16 protein-coding genes are annotated in these 13,848 nt (G+C 61.5%); 5 read left to right on the plus strand and 11 right to left on the minus strand.

The features are described 5' to 3' along the window. The first annotated feature begins 39 nt into the window (after positions 1-39). Positions 40-318, plus strand: a complete 279-nt coding sequence (locus NCT03_RS28845) for a hypothetical protein (protein ID WP_250494837.1) — start codon at positions 40-42, stop codon at positions 316-318. Positions 319-560: 242 nt separating this feature from the next. On the opposite strand, the gene NCT03_RS28850 is transcribed toward NCT03_RS28845, so the two are convergent. From NCT03_RS28850 to NCT03_RS28895, 10 genes are all read right to left on the minus strand, one after another. Then, positions 561-902, minus strand: coding sequence for a hypothetical protein (locus tag NCT03_RS28850; RefSeq protein ID WP_244831589.1), 342 nt, complete (start codon positions 900-902; stop codon positions 561-563). Between the two features lie 69 nt (positions 903-971). After that, entirely contained in the window at positions 972-1,850 is an 879-nt protein-coding gene (locus NCT03_RS28855) for a substrate-binding periplasmic protein (RefSeq protein ID WP_250494838.1), read from the minus strand. Next, positions 1,843-2,598 carry an ABC transporter permease gene (locus tag NCT03_RS28860; RefSeq protein ID WP_250494885.1) on the minus strand — a complete coding sequence of 252 codons (756 nt, stop codon included), beginning with the start codon at positions 2,596-2,598 and terminating at the stop codon, positions 1,843-1,845. Before NCT03_RS28860 ends, NCT03_RS28855 begins: the two co-directional genes overlap by 8 nt. A gap of 109 nt (positions 2,599-2,707) precedes the next feature. Next, positions 2,708-3,538, minus strand: coding sequence for an ABC transporter ATP-binding protein (locus NCT03_RS28865; RefSeq protein ID WP_250494839.1), 831 nt, complete (start codon positions 3,536-3,538; stop codon positions 2,708-2,710). Continuing rightward, the gene (locus NCT03_RS28870) at positions 3,535-4,617 is read right to left on the minus strand and encodes an ABC transporter substrate-binding protein (RefSeq protein ID WP_370652284.1); all 1,083 of its coding nucleotides are present in this window, start codon (positions 4,615-4,617) and stop codon (positions 3,535-3,537) included. The genes NCT03_RS28865 and NCT03_RS28870 overlap by 4 nt, the downstream gene beginning before the upstream one ends. 134 nt (positions 4,618-4,751) lie before the next feature. After that, positions 4,752-5,012 (minus strand): DUF3072 domain-containing protein, encoded by a 261-nt coding sequence (locus NCT03_RS28875; protein ID WP_244831600.1) that lies wholly within the window; start codon positions 5,010-5,012, stop codon positions 4,752-4,754. Positions 5,013-5,069: 57 nt separating this feature from the next. Next, complete coding sequence (locus NCT03_RS28880) at positions 5,070-6,113, minus strand: Gfo/Idh/MocA family protein (protein WP_250494840.1); 1,044 nt, start codon at positions 6,111-6,113, stop codon at positions 5,070-5,072. 20 nt (positions 6,114-6,133) lie between these two features. Further along, entirely contained in the window at positions 6,134-7,036 is a 903-nt protein-coding gene (locus NCT03_RS28885) for an alpha/beta fold hydrolase (protein ID WP_250494841.1), read from the minus strand. Positions 7,037-7,039: 3 nt separating this feature from the next. Beyond that, entirely contained in the window at positions 7,040-7,942 is a 903-nt protein-coding gene (locus NCT03_RS28890; RefSeq protein WP_250494842.1) for a shikimate dehydrogenase family protein, read from the minus strand. Further along, positions 7,939-9,369, minus strand: a complete 1,431-nt coding sequence (locus NCT03_RS28895; protein ID WP_244831618.1) for an MFS transporter — start codon at positions 9,367-9,369, stop codon at positions 7,939-7,941. Before NCT03_RS28895 ends, NCT03_RS28890 begins: the two co-directional genes overlap by 4 nt. 215 nt (positions 9,370-9,584) lie before the next feature. Here NCT03_RS28895 and NCT03_RS28900 point away from each other — a divergent pair, with 215 nt between their 5' ends. The 4 genes from NCT03_RS28900 to NCT03_RS28915 are packed head-to-tail and all read left to right on the plus strand — an operon-like array spanning position 9,585 to position 12,964. Further along, a complete protein-coding gene (locus tag NCT03_RS28900) occupies positions 9,585-10,184 on the plus strand; it encodes a nuclear transport factor 2 family protein (RefSeq protein ID WP_250494843.1) in 600 nt (199 codons plus the stop codon). Beyond that, a complete protein-coding gene (locus NCT03_RS28905) occupies positions 10,184-11,263 on the plus strand; it encodes a maleylacetate reductase (protein ID WP_250494844.1) in 1,080 nt (359 codons plus the stop codon). Before NCT03_RS28900 ends, NCT03_RS28905 begins: the two co-directional genes overlap by 1 nt. A 9-nt stretch (positions 11,264-11,272) precedes the next feature. Further along, on the plus strand, positions 11,273-12,139 hold the full coding sequence (locus NCT03_RS28910) for an intradiol ring-cleavage dioxygenase (RefSeq protein ID WP_250494845.1): 867 nt from the start codon (positions 11,273-11,275) through the stop codon (positions 12,137-12,139). A gap of 18 nt (positions 12,140-12,157) precedes the next feature. Beyond that, positions 12,158-12,964, plus strand: a complete 807-nt coding sequence (locus tag NCT03_RS28915; protein ID WP_250494846.1) for a sugar phosphate isomerase/epimerase family protein — start codon at positions 12,158-12,160, stop codon at positions 12,962-12,964. 2 nt (positions 12,965-12,966) lie between these two features. Here NCT03_RS28915 and NCT03_RS28920 read toward each other — a convergent pair whose 3' ends face one another. Then, complete coding sequence (locus NCT03_RS28920) at positions 12,967-13,836, minus strand: IclR family transcriptional regulator (protein WP_250494847.1); 870 nt, start codon at positions 13,834-13,836, stop codon at positions 12,967-12,969. Between the last annotated feature and the right edge of the window lie 12 nt (positions 13,837-13,848).

Below are 13,848 nucleotides of genomic sequence, written 5' to 3' on the forward strand. Positions count from 1 at the left end.
AACCTTGCCCCATGCAACTCATCCGCGAAGGGAACGACGATGAACCGCACCGACTACGAACAAGCCCTCGCCCAACTGGTTGGCGCCGCCGAACTCGTCGTCTCTGGAATGCCTGAAGACCAGAAGATGAGCGCGTTCCAGTCGCTCGCGTTCTTTCGTTTGCGGCAGCATCGACTGATAGAAACGACTACACCGCTGATCTCGAACGACGAGCTTTTCAAAGACTCCGCGATGGCCGCGCTGACGATGGCAGGCCGCAAGGAATTTCTCGCGGCCGCCGCGCTTCTGGAGCAGGCGCGCTCGTTGATGTCGAACTAGGGCAACGCAGACGCATCGGCACGCCGAGCGCGCAACTTCGTACCCGGCCTGACGGCGCTAAAAAAACAAAAAGCGCCGTGCGCGAGGAGAAGCGCACGGCGCGGAAATCGCTCGTCCCGGGGGTGGAAGAGCGTGGCAACAGAATGAATTCTAGCTACGTCCAGGAAATTCGAAGTCCCGATAAACGGACGAATTTCCCCGTAATTCCCGGAATCGGCACGGCAGCGGCATTTTTTGCCTGGTCAGGGGCACGGGCCTTCGCTCTCCTTTCCCGGCATCGGGCGGTTGGCTGCGGGCTGATCGCGGAAATGATCCGGGAATGCCTTGCCTATCAGCGCGTCGTAGTCGGCGGGGTCCGAGGAAACAATGGCATGGAGCATCTTGATGAACGCGTTGCCATCGGCGAGATTTTCGACGATGACACGCGCCGTACGTAGTGAAATGGCTTCCTCAAGTGGCTTTTCGTTGCCGTCTTCCAGCAGAAAGCGGAAGCGGTGGATCTCGGCGGCGGAGCCATGCGGCTCCTCGTGCGAAACAATCGTGGCTTTCATAATCGATGACAGGTAGATCCAGGCATCGAGCACTCAGCAAAAACCGCTCCTTACAAGGCTGGGCGGGCGCGACGAGGCGACCGCCGCCTGTTTGTCGACTCTTCAATGGCAATACAAATCGTTCTGTGCGTTGAACATTTCGAACGCAAGGCGAGTGGCCTGATCCTGCCGCACGGTGGTGAACCAGCGCTCGCGCCGCCACCCGTTCACCGTCCGCTCGATGAACGCCGCGCTCGCGATATCGCCGCCGCGCGACGCGATGAACGCCGGCGCGGGCGCAACCGCGCCCGGCAGCGTCCGGTAGTACGACCAGTCGGCTTGCTTGAGGAGCGCGCGCACGACGAGTTCGTCGTCCACGAGCGCGGCGCACTCTCCCGCCTGAAACGCGAGCAATGCGTCAAGCGGCCTGTCGAAGCTCTGCAATGCCGCCCGATACCGATGCGCGGCGCGCGCCGCAAACGGACTCTCGCGCGACGCGCAGATCGAGCGGCCCTCGAGATCGCGCCAGTCCTGAATGTCGCCGTGCCGAAGAACGAGCGCAACGCCTCGCCCGGAAGCGTAGTTGCCGGGCGCAAAGGCAACGGACGCATCCGGCGAAAACGCCAGCCCGGCGATGGCGACATCCGCGCGACCGTCTTGCACGGCGTGGCGCGCATCGGCTTGTTCGGCTAACACGAGTTCGACGGGCAGTCCGGCGCGGCGCCCGAGTGCCTCGGCGAGCGCGGCGGAGTATGCCTCGGGTGCGCGCACGGAACGGTCGACGTGGCCGACGGTCAGGATAGGCGCGGGTTGGGACGGCACGGCGACGATCAGCTTGCCGCGCGCATAGGCGGCGGCGAACGGCCGGTCATCGGCGAGTGAATTGCGCCAGCTTGCGCTCAAGGGCGACAACAGGAACGCGGCAAATAACGCGACTGCCGCAAGCGGCATCCACAGCCGCCAGCCGCTTTCATGCGACGCCGCTTGTCCGGCTCTAGCCATTCTGTGCCAGGCCCACACGCCAGCGCAGCAAACGCCGTTCGAGCAATGAGAGGCTCTTGTTGATCAGAAGGCCGAACAGCGCGAGCAGCACGATGCCCGCATACATGTCGGGAATCTGGAACGTCTCCTGAGAGTTGAGCGTGTAGAAACCGAGACCCGAGCGCGCGCCGATCATCTCTGCCGCAACGAGCGCCGTAATGCTGTAGGCGCCCGCGAGCCGGACACCTGTCAGTATCTCGGGCAACGCGGCGGGCAACACGACCTTGGTGAAGATGAAGCCTTGCCCCGCACCCATGGAACGCGCGCAATCGATGAACACGCGTTCGACTTGCTTCACACCAGAGATGGTGTTGAGCAGCACGGGCCAGAACGCCGCCCATACGATGATCGCGATCTTCGACGATTCACCGATCCCGAGAAAGAGCATGAACACCGGAAAGAGCGCGAACGCGGAAACTTGCCGCAGCAGTTGATAAAGCGGATCGACGATGCGCTCTGCGCGCCGGAACCACCCGAGCGCGAATCCACACACCACGCCGCCGACAACGGCCAGCAAGAGCCCGCTAAGCGAGCGCAGCGCGCTTGCGCCGAGGTGCTTCCACACTTCGCCGCTATCGACGAGATGCGCGATGGCAACCGCCACTTGCGAAGGCGGACTCAGATACGCCGTGCTCACGACACCGAGCCGCGGCAACAACTCCCACAGCAGCACGAAGACGATAAGCGCGATGGATCGTTCGAAGGCCATGGAAAGCCGAATGCTCCGCCGGGGCGCGGCCGTGCGAACCCTGGGCGATTGTGCCGTTTGCGGCGTCTGCGGCGCGATCAGGCCCGGCAGCTTGCGGATGGTGTTTTGCTCAGGCACGGAATGCCCCCGTGTTCAGTTCATCGTGCTGCTCGCGCGCCGGAACAAGCGCTTCGCCGAGTTCCAGACTCAGGCTTGCCCATGCACGCTGCCGTAACGCCATGAAAGCGGCGGAATGGCGCAAAGAGGCATCGCGCGGACGCGGCAAGTCGATATCGATAATTTCCTTCACGCGGCCCGGCGCGCGTCCCATGATGGCCACGCGATCCGCGAGAAAAATCGCCTCGTCGATGCTGTGCGTGACGAACACGACCGTCTTTGCACTTTGCTCCCAGATGGCGAGCAACTCCTGCTGCAACGACTCGCGGGTTTGCGCATCGAGCGCGCCGAAGGGTTCGTCCATCAACAGTATCTCGGGACCATAAGCCAACACGCGCGCAATGGCCACACGCTGGCGCATGCCGCCCGATAGCTGATGCGGATAGTGATCGGCGAAGTCGAGCAGCCCGACGAGACGCAAGAAACGTTCGGCTTCGCTGCGTCGTTGCACGGCTTTCACGCCGCGAATCTCGAGCCCTGTCTCAACGTTCTTGCGCACCGTGCGCCACGGAAAGAGCGCGTAGCCCTGAAACACGACGCCAAGCTTTTGCCGCGCGGCGCTGACAGGTTCGCCATCCACGGTAATCTCGCCCGCTGTCTGCGGCACGAGGCCGGCAAGAATGCTCAGGAACGTCGACTTGCCGCAACCGCTCGGTCCGAGCACGGCGAGAAACTCTCCCTCGCGCACGCTCAGATCGAAGTTATCGAGCACCGTGAGGCTCGAACCTGTCGCCTCGTTTTCATATGTGAGGCCGAGGCCACGCGCGACGATCTTCTCGCTCATGACGGATTGCCCTGCGCATGCGTGCTGGCGCTCGCTTGCGACGACTTGCCAGCGTACGGGTTGTAGTCGTTCGTGTAGACATCCTTGACTGCAACCTTGCCCTTCGGGATCTTGCCGGCCTGTTCGAGAATGTCGATGTAGTACTGAATCGGCGGCTCGGTTACGACGAGGTCCTTCACATAGGCATAACGCTCGACCAGCTTCACGTCGATACCCAACCGCTCCGCCGTAAGCTGACGCGCTTCGTCAGGGTGCGCGTTGACCCAGTTCCCCGCCTTCGCAATAGCCGTGACGAAGTCCTTCACCGCTTGCGGATGCGCCCGCGCAAACGCGCCATTCACGCTATACGGCGCCATTCCGCCGAGGCCACCGTCTTCGTCCCAATCGCTCCATAACTTGTGCAATTGCGGATCGGCTTCCGCCGCGCCGGAAAACGGCGGGTGAATGATGGCGATATCCACGTTCTTCGTTACGAGCGCCTGCTGCGACTGATTGTCGGGCACGACGAGCCAATTCACCTTCGAGACATCCACGCCATGCTGCGACAAGTACTTCTTCGTCACGAACTCCGCGCATGCGCCGAAGCTGTTGAACGCCACCGTCTTGCCTTCGAAGTCCTTTGGTCCGCGAATACCCGAATCGGCGCGCGAAAAATACTTCATGTGCGGTGCATCGGGCAGCGTCTCGCCGCCAGCCGAGACCACCTTGATGTCCGCGCCGCTCGCAATGGCCGAGATGACGAGCGGCACCATGCGCGTGCCGAAGTCGATCTCGCCCGTGCCGACGAGCGGAATGATCTGCGGTGCGGAGATTTTGCCGACGTACTTGGGCCGTGTGCTCGTGTTCTCGAAGTAGCCGAGCTTGTCGGCGAGATAGACGAGGTCGAACGCGGGGTTGTCGGGATACTTGAAGTAGGTGATTTCCTGCTTCGCCGACTTGTCTACCGATACCGACGAGCTCTGTACTTTCTCGGTGTCCGGCTTGCAGCCGCTTTGCAGAACGAGTACGGCAGCCGCGCAAGCCGCGACGAGAATCTTTCCGGCGCGACGGGGCCGGCGGTGCAAAAGGGACGCCATCATGATTTCCGCTGGGAGAGCACGGTTAGAGGCGGCGCTGGATTCAAACCAGCACCGTACTCCGCGATTCTCACTCAGCAGTCACAACGCGCAAACCAACAAAACATGCTTTGTTTAGATGGCAGCGTTCGAATACTTCAAGACTTTTGGCCGCGCCCCGTCTTCGCTTGCAATTCTTCGATCTTGAGCGAGGCGTCCGCTTTCGTCAGCGACGGGTCGAACTCTTCTTTCGCTTCCTCGGAAAGCGTCTTCAGATAGGAAGCCTGCGCGCCCGTCATCTTTTCGTCCCCCGTGACCCAATCGCTCGGGTCTTTTTCGGCATTCGATGTCGGGTGCGATTTCGGGTCGTCGGACGGGCCGGCTTGTGCATTGGTATCGTCGATGGTTTTATCGTTCATGGCGCAATCCTCTTGGCGTGGTGACATATAGAGGTCTGGCGCAAGGAGCGTGCCGCATCAGGTCACGTTCAGTTCGATCAGGCGCCCCAGCCGCGCCGATTCCTCCACGGCGAGCGTTGCCGCAAGCGTGCGTGCGGCGTCGTGTCCGTCTATGACGGGACGCACCGAACCTCTCACGACATCGACGAAATGTTCGAGCTGGTTTGCATACGTGTTCTCCTCGGGCACGGCAAGGCGCAGATCGTGAATAGGCTGGTCGCGTCCCTTCGCGCCTTGATACGACCACATCGTCAGGTCCGGCATGGTGACCGCGCCGTTCGTGCCCGCGAAAAAATGCGTGGGCACGGGACGATAAGCGAAGAGTTCACGGTCCTCGCCCGCTGCCGTGTCCCAGCCCCAAGGCGTCGCGGTCGTGTCGGAGAGACTGATGTTGGCAAGCGCGCCATTCGCGAGTCGCAGCGTGCAGGCCGCCGAGTCTTCCACGTCGAAACCGCGCACCTTGTTCGACGATACCGCCTGCACCGACACGATCTCGCCGCAGATGAACCGCAGCAAGTCGATCTCGTGAATCAGGTTGATGAGAATAGGACCGCCGCCTGGCTGTCTGCGCCACGGCACGTTGAAGTAGTCATCGGGCTTGTACAACAGGCACATGATGTTCGCCATGACGAGCGTGCCGATCTTTCCGCTTGCCACGGCTTCCTTCGCTGCACGCACCACCGGATTGTGCCGCCGATGATGCCCGACGAGCATGGCAACGCCCGCTTCCTTGGATGCATCCGCAAGCGCGTTTGCAGATTCGAGATCGTCTGCAACGGGCTTTTCCATCAGCACGGGAATTTTTCGTTCGATAAACGCGAGTCCCACTTCGAGATGGGTGTGATTGGGCGTGCACACGATAGCCGCGTCGATACGTTCGTGCTTCAGCAACTCGCGGTAATCGGCATAAAGCGGCACGGACAACGACGCCGCATAACTCGCCGACCCGGGCGATGGATCGGCGATAGCCACGAGCCTGCACGACTCGTTACGCGCGATCTCCTGAACGTGACGCCGGCCAATCACGCCCGCGCCGATAACGGCTATTCCAATCTTCTCCATGTATCCAACCTTTTGATCTATCACGATGAGGTGTGTTGCCGAAGGAACGGCACGAGGTCATGCAAGACTTCCTCGTGCGATTCTTCCGGTTGCAAATGGCCGCCGCCGATGCCGCGTCCGCTGACTTCATCGGCCCATGCGCGCCAGATTTCGATTGGCGTATGAGGCTGCCCTTTACGTTCTTCCAGGCTCCAGAGAACCATGACGGGACACACGAGCTTGCGGCCCGCCGCGCGATCCGCGCTGTCGTGCGTCGAGTCTTCATCGGCTGCCGCGCGATAGTCCTCGCACATTGCATGGCGCACGTCCGGGTTGCGAAAGGCGCGGCGATAGGCATCGAGTGCGTCGCTATCCATGCGTTCGAGGCCGCCTGCCATCTTGCCGAGCGCGCGTTCAATGAAGGCGTCGGGATCGGCGGCGAGCATGCGTTCAGGCAAGTCAGCCGGCTGCGCGAGAAAGAACCAGTGCCAAGCGTTGACGGCGAAGGCTTTATTCACGGATGCGAACGCGTCGATGGTCGGCACGACCGTCAACGAGGCATACGCCGCCACACGCTCGGGATGATCCAGCGCCAGCCGATAACCCGCGCGCGCGCCGCGATCGTGTCCGACGACAGCGAAGCGCTCATGACCGAGTGCGCTCATGAGTTCGACGAGAGCGTGCGCCACGCGCCGCTTGGTCCAGCGTTGTTCGTGCGCGAGCGTGACACTTGCGCCATAGCCGGGCAAGTCGGGCGCAATCACCGTGTAGAAGCGCGCAAGCACAGGCGCGATATAACGCCAGACGAAATGCGTCTGCGGATAGCCGTGCAACAACAACACAGGTGGGCCAGAGCCGCCAATCATGCCGTTGAAGTGCACATCGCCCGCCGTGACATCCAGCTTCGAAAATCCTTCGAACCATTCATTCGCAGCTTGATTCATGGCTCATCCTTGCAGTGACTTGCCGTTCCAGTCGAACGATGCAGGCAAGCCAAAGAAGGACGCGGAAATGGGCATAGCGTAGTTCATCATGTTGCGTCCGTGATGAACCTTCAGCCCGCGCGCCTGAGCCGCCTTTAACAGAGCCGTCATGCGCGGTTCCATGATTACATCGGCGACGACTGCGTGCGGTGCAAGTTCATCCAGCGCGAAGGGCAATGGGTCATGCGCATGCAAGCCAACGGGCGTTGCATTAATGGCGAGATCGATACCGCGCATATCCGGCGTGCCGGCTTCGATGCGCGCATCGCTGACCGAGGCGATGGCATCGGCCAATTCGCGCGCACGCTCGGTGTCGATGTCGAAGATAGTCAGGCTCGCGATTTTCTCCAGCCCGACCGACCAGCCGATACTGCGCCCCACTCCACCGCAGCCATGCATATAGACGTGCGCGCCTTCCAGACGCACGCCATCCGCCTGCAGGCCCGCGACGAAGCCCGCGCCATCCACGTTGTCGCCTTCCCATCCGCCATCCGCGCAGCGCCGCAGCAGATTGATCGAGCCGATGCGCTCGGCGCGCTCCGTGAGCGTATCGGCATGACGCATGGCGGCCACTTTATGCGGCATGGTGAAAATGACGCCGTCCACGTTCGCAATGGCCTTGGTGCCGGCGAGCGCGGCATCGAAGTGCGCGCTATCGACATCGGCGGGCAGCATCAGCGCGTTGATGCCGTAGCGCTTCATCAACGTGCTCCACACGACAGGGGCGCGCACATGCGCAATCGGCGAGCCGAAGATATGGAAGAGGCGCGTGAGCGCGTCGGCGGGTGCATCGAGCCTCAGTCTTTCCTCGGTCAAACCGGATGATGTCGTCGTCATTGCCTTCTCTTGTGTGTCGAACGCCGTCATGCGCCGCGCTCCTGTCCGCTTAGCGGCTTCGCCGTATTGGCGCGCTCTTGCGTCGCTTCTTCGCGCAGGCGTTCGTATTCGTGTTTGGGGACCGGCACCGCATCGCGCCGGCCAAGATCGTTCATATGGATGCGATACGTCTCGCGCGCCGAGTATGTCGCCAACGCGGACAACACCGTGATGCCGAACGTGATACCGCCAACGATCAGCCAGATGTTTTGCGAGCCGGGCGGCGCGACCGTCGTGAACAGCGCCGGCAGCAGCGCCGAAATGGCGACGCCCACGTTCTGCGAAATGGCCATCGACGTCACGCGCATGCGCGTTGGAAAGAGCTCGGGATAGAAGCTCGGATACACCGCGTTTTGCCCCTGATACACGAGGCCCCACATCAGTATCGACAGAACGATGGCGAGCGTCACGCTATGAATGCTGATGGCATAGAGATACGCAAACGAAAGCAGCCCGGAACCGACCGACCCGACGATGATCGGCAGCCTTCTGCCCACTCTGTCCGACAGACGTCCCCAGTAAGGAATGACGATCATGGCAGCGACATTGCCGAGCACCGGAATCCACAGATAAAGGCTCTTGCTGAAGCCGATGCCATAGGCCTGCTGCACCGCATACGCGCCGCCGAAGATGGTCGTGACCACGGGAATGACGTTCATGATCGACATGCACATCACGCGCAGCATGTCGTCCCAGCAATGCCTGAACGCGAGCTTGACGGGCGCATGCGGCACCGCGCCACGCTCGCCTTCCTGCGCGAACGCGGGCGTCTCGCGCACCTTGCGTCGAATGAAGTAACCGGCGACCAACACGAGCGCGCTCATTAAGAACGGCACGCGCCAGCCCCATGAATTGAAGGCGTCCTCGCGCATGAAGTGACTCAGCGGCAGGAACACTGCGGCCGCGAGCAATTGCCCGGCGGTGACGCCTTGCATGCCGAAGCTGCCGTAATAACCGCGCCGCCCGAACGGTGCGTGTTCGAGAATCATGGAACTCGCGCCTGAGATTTCTCCCGCCACCGCAAAGCCTTGAACGAGCCGCAGCACGACGAGCAACGCGGGCGCCCACAAGCCGACCTGATCGTAAGTGGGCAGGAACGCGACGGCCATCGTCGAGAAGCCCATCAGGAACATGCAGACGAGCAGGACCGACTTACGACCGTGCGTATCGCCCCAATGCCCGAGCACGACCGCGCCGATAGGACGCGCAACGTAGCCGATGCCGTAAGTCGCGAGCGACGCGGCAATCGCCACCTTGGGATCGCCCTTCGGAAAGAAGATCTGCGGAAAGATCAGCGCCGCGGCCTGCGCGTAAATGAAGAAGTCGTAGTACTCGAGCGCCGAACCGATCCAGCCGCTCGCGGCCGCCAGTTTCGACTGATGCCGTCCGTGCGGCTCATGGTCTGCTGCGTTGGACATCGATGTCTCCATTTGTGATGTTAGTGTGTTCTCATCCGTATTTTCGTTCCATCTTAGAAACTTGCATCGAAAACTGTCAACGCGTTTTCACGCACAATTCCCGTATGAGAACAAACTAGGGATAGTCCCTACAAAGCTCAGATAACGCTTGACGGCACGGCCTGCGCTCACTCACCATGGAAACCACTTTCCATATGAGAACACGAGGTCACACAATGAACGAGACACTGCTGGAACGGCTGGCAATACGCGAGGCAATCGAGAATTGGGCCGTGTGGCGCGACGCGGGCGACTGGGAACGCTTCGCCACGCTCTGGCATCCCGAGGGCGTGATGATGGCCACGTGGTTTCAAGGCACGGGGCCGGAATTCATCCGCGTGACACAAGAAGGCTGGGCGCGCGGCGTCAGTATTCTTCACTTCCTCGGCGGCACGGCTATCGATCTCGAGGGCACACGTGCCATTGCGCAGACGAAGATGACCATCTCGCAGCGCGGCGAGGTCGAAGGTCATCGTTGCGATGTCGTCTGCACCGGGCGCTTCTATGACTTCTACGAGAAAGTGGACGGCAAGTGGCTCTTGCGCCTGCGTCAGCCTATCTACGAGAAAGACCGTCTGGACCCCGTCGAAACGGGTGTGCGGCTCGAACTCGATCCCGAGATACTCGGGCTCTTTCCCGAGGGTTACCGGCATCTCGCGTACATTCAGACGAAGATCGGCTACAAGGTCAAGCGCGACATGCCGGGACTAACCGGTCCCGTGGTCGAAGCGCTTTATGCGCGTGGCCGTGCGTGGCTCGATACAGGCACGCTGTGATGAACGCCGTGGCAACAGAGTTCGTTTATAACGCGTTGCCCGCCCGCGTGATCTTCGGTGCGGGCCGGCGCTCGGAGACGGCCGCCGAAGCCGCACGGCTCGACTGTACGCGTCCACTCATCGTGACGACGCGCGAACAGGCCGCATTGGGCGATGCCATCGCGCAGCAGTTCGATCCGGAATCGACACACCGTTTCGCCGATGCCACCATGCACACGCCCTGGGACGTCACGGCGCGCGCCTTGCAAGCCGTAGACCGCGCGCACGCCGACTGTGTGATCGCAATTGGCGGCGGCTCGGCGGTCGGTCTGTCCAAGGCCATTGCATTGCAGACGGACCTGCCGCAGATCGTGCTGCCTACCACGTATGCGGGCTCCGAAGTCACGCCGATCATCGGCGAGACGCGTGACGGCGAGAAACGCACACAGCGCACGCTCAAGGTGCTGCCCGAAATCGTCATCTACGATGTCGAGCTGACCTTGAGTCTTCCCGTTGCTATGAGCGCGGCAAGCGGGCTCAATGCCGTCGCGCATGCGGTCGAGGCGCTCTATGCCATGGACGGCAATCCGATCACATCGCTGATGGCGGAGGAAGGTATCGCGTCGCTGGCGGCGGCGTTACCCGACGTGGCGCGCGCGCCCGAATCGATCGACGCAAGACGCGCCGCGCAATATGGCGCGTGGTTGTGCGGCACGTGTCTGGCTTCGGTCGGCATGGGTCTGCATCACAAGATCTGCCATGTGCTTGGCGGCGCATTCGATCTGCCGCACGCGCAGACCCATGCCATCATGATCGCGCATGTCGCCGCTTTCAACGCCGATGCCGCCGCGCCCGCAATGAAGCGCATTGCCCGCGCATTGAACGCGGAGCATGCGTGGACCGGTCTCCACGATCTCGCGGCATCGCTTGGCGTGCCGCGTTCGCTCGAAGCGATCGGCATGCCTGAAGCGGGCATCGATCACGCAATCGACCTCGTCACGCGCAACGCCTATGCAAATCCGCGCGCGCCCGAAAGCCGACCGCTTCGCGCCATGCTCGAACGCGCATGGAAAGGCCTGCCGCCCGCGCTGGTCGAATAAGGACACTCGATGCGAAATTTCAACGAAGACAACATCACGCAAGCCGTGCTCGAACGCTTGAGCGGTTGCGAGAACGAACGGACGCGGCAAATCAGCGAGGCACTCGTCCGGCATCTGCATGCGTTCTTGAAAGAGATCGAACCGACCGAAGCGGAATGGGCCGGCGCTATCGACTTTCTCACGCGCACGGGCCAAATGTGTTCGGAGACGCGCCAGGAATTCATCCTCCTCTCCGATACGCTTGGCGTGTCCATGCTCGTCGATGCGCTCAATCATCGCTTCACGGGCAACGCCACCGAGACCACCGTGCTCGGGCCGTTCTATGTCGAAGAGGCGCGCGATCTTCCGTTGGGCGCGAGCATTTCGCATGCATCGGACGGGCCGGCAATGATCGTGGAAGGCAGTGTGTCGGATCAACATGGCGAGCCGATTGCGGGCGCGCTGATCGAGACATGGCACGCGGACGATCACGGCTTCTACGACGTACAACGCGAGGCGGGCCTGACCGCGCTCGACATGCGCGCCCGTTTTCACGCCGATGAAAATGGACGTTTCTGGTTCCGTTCGATCGTGCCCGCCTTCTATCCGATTCCGAACGATGGCCCTGTAGGCAAGATGCTCGATGCGCAAGGACGGCATCCTTACCGGCCGGCACATGTGCATTTCAAGGTCAGCGCGCCGGGCTTCGAAACGATCGTCACGCACGTATTTATCGAAGGCGACCGCTATCTGGATTCGGATGTCGTGTTCGGCGTGAAGGATGGCCTGATCGCGCGACTCGAAACGATAGAAGGCAGCATGAGCCCGGCCGGACATGAAGTCACGCCTGGCACGGCCCTCCTTGCTTATCCCTTTGTTCTGCCCGCAAAGCGCTAAAGACTCACGAATACGACAATGCATAAACTGTCCTTGCATCACCTCACCATGCTGGATGCGCATCCGCTGCAACTCGTCGATGCCGCGCACGCCGGTGGCTTCGACTATTACGGCTTGCGCGTCGTGGCGCCCACGGCGGCGGATAGCATCGTCGATGTCGCGGGCAATCCGGCGCTCATCCGCGAACTCGCCGCGCGCATGGAAGCGACGGGCGTTCGCCTGCTCGATATCGAAGCCATCTGGCTGCAAGAGAGCACGAACATAAACCTTCTCTTGCCCGCGCTCGAAGCGGGGCATCGGCTTGGCGCGAAGCATGTGCTTACCGTTGGCTTCGATCAGGACCGCGAGCGTCTCATGCGTAACTTTCGGGCGCTGTGCGAAGTGGCAGCACGCTTCGAAATGACGGTTGGCCTGGAGTTGATCACGTATTGCGCCATCGGCACGCTGGACGATGCGCTCGCCACCATCCAGGCAAGCGGTCAGCCGAACGCGCGGCTTTTGATTGATGCCTTGCAGTACTTCCGCTCGGGCGCGAAGGTTGAGGACATCGATTGTATCGACCCCGCGCTTATCGAATACATGCAGATTTGCGATGGACCGCGTGCCTCGCCGGTTGCAGTGGCCGACCGGCGAACCGAAGCACGCACCGCGCGTTTGCTTCCCGGCGATGGCGAACTTCCGTTGCACGATTTGCTGGTCAAGCTGCCCGCCGACCTGACGCTCGCCGTCGAAGCGCCCACGCTCGCATTGCGCGGACAACCATTCGATGAGCAAGCACGCACGATCATGTCGAGCATGAAGCGCTTCCTTGCAAAAGCGCAGTAACTCTATTCCGCGAGATATTGACGCTGGATGCGCACCGCGGATGCCTTGAGTATCGCTATCGACCGCTCCCCGATTTCCGGCGAGTAACGCACGGCTGGTATCGCGAGATTGAGCGAACCGAGCGGGAACCCGGTGGACGACAAAATGGGCACGCCAAGACCCACGATGCCCGGCGTGAATTCTTCGAGCGAATGAGCGAAGCCGTTTGCACGCACGGATTCCAGCTCGTTCAGCAAGGCTTTCTTGGTGCCGATGGTGTTCTTCGTGAAGCGCTCGAACGACACCGAGCGCATGTATTCGGCGCGCATGACATCGGGCAGGAAGGCGAGTATTGCCTTGCCGCCCGATACCGCATACAAGGGCGCGAGATCGCCGAGCCGCATATGCGATTGCAGGCGCTGCTGACTCACGACCGTTGCAACGACTTCGACCTGCTCGCCCTTGAGTTGATTGAGCGCGCACGATTCCGCCGTTTGCTGCGTAATATCGCCGAGGACCGGCTCGGCGCATGCAATCAAACTGCGCAACTGATTCGACTGCTGCGCGAGTTTCAGAATGGCATCGCCCAGCCGATACCCCTTCGTTTCAGGCACGAAACGCAGATAGCCGCGATCCGTCAGATTGCGGATGAGCTTGGTGAGACTGCTCTTGGGAATGTCGAGCGCCTCGGCAATCTCCGCATGCGACATCTCGCGGCCCCAGCGCGCGAGCAACTCGAAGAGATCGAGTGTGCGGTCCGCCGACTTGACCGTGCTGCTGGCTTCGATTTCCTCACGACGCATGCGCTGCTCCTCGTTCATATAGAGGAACAGTTTAACTGCGCCGTGCTTCGTGTCAAGAATCCGCACGGTAAAGTGCAGATTTTTATTCACGAGTGGGAACTT

The sequence above is a fragment of the Caballeronia sp. GAWG1-1 genome (genome assembly GCF_023631465.1).
GTDB lineage: Bacteria > Pseudomonadota > Gammaproteobacteria > Burkholderiales > Burkholderiaceae > Caballeronia.

Bases quoted from the DNA above. Each gene is read 5' to 3' on its own strand.
- NCT03_RS28845 (WP_250494837.1), top strand. From the start codon at position 40: ATGAACCGCACCGACTACGAACAAGCCCTCGCCCAACTGGTTGGCGCC.
- NCT03_RS28855 (WP_250494838.1), bottom strand. From the start codon at position 1,850: ATGGCTAGAGCCGGACAAGCGGCGTCGCATGAAAGCGGCTGGCGGCTG.
- NCT03_RS28860 (WP_250494885.1), bottom strand. From the start codon at position 2,598: ATGGCCTTCGAACGATCCATCGCGCTTATCGTCTTCGTGCTGCTGTGG.
- NCT03_RS28865 (WP_250494839.1), bottom strand. From the start codon at position 3,538: ATGAGCGAGAAGATCGTCGCGCGTGGCCTCGGCCTCACATATGAAAAC.
- NCT03_RS28870 (WP_370652284.1), bottom strand. From the start codon at position 4,617: ATGATGGCGTCCCTTTTGCACCGCCGGCCCCGTCGCGCCGGAAAGATT.
- NCT03_RS28875 (WP_244831600.1), bottom strand. From the start codon at position 5,012: ATGAACGATAAAACCATCGACGATACCAATGCACAAGCCGGCCCGTCC.
- NCT03_RS28880 (WP_250494840.1), bottom strand. From the start codon at position 6,113: ATGGAGAAGATTGGAATAGCCGTTATCGGCGCGGGCGTGATTGGCCGG.
- NCT03_RS28885 (WP_250494841.1), bottom strand. From the start codon at position 7,036: ATGAATCAAGCTGCGAATGAATGGTTCGAAGGATTTTCGAAGCTGGAT.
- NCT03_RS28890 (WP_250494842.1), bottom strand. From the start codon at position 7,942: ATGACGGCGTTCGACACACAAGAGAAGGCAATGACGACGACATCATCC.
- NCT03_RS28895 (WP_244831618.1), bottom strand. From the start codon at position 9,369: ATGTCCAACGCAGCAGACCATGAGCCGCACGGACGGCATCAGTCGAAA.
- NCT03_RS28900 (WP_250494843.1), top strand. From the start codon at position 9,585: ATGAACGAGACACTGCTGGAACGGCTGGCAATACGCGAGGCAATCGAG.
- NCT03_RS28905 (WP_250494844.1), top strand. From the start codon at position 10,184: ATGAACGCCGTGGCAACAGAGTTCGTTTATAACGCGTTGCCCGCCCGC.
- NCT03_RS28910 (WP_250494845.1), top strand. From the start codon at position 11,273: ATGCGAAATTTCAACGAAGACAACATCACGCAAGCCGTGCTCGAACGC.
- NCT03_RS28915 (WP_250494846.1), top strand. From the start codon at position 12,158: ATGCATAAACTGTCCTTGCATCACCTCACCATGCTGGATGCGCATCCG.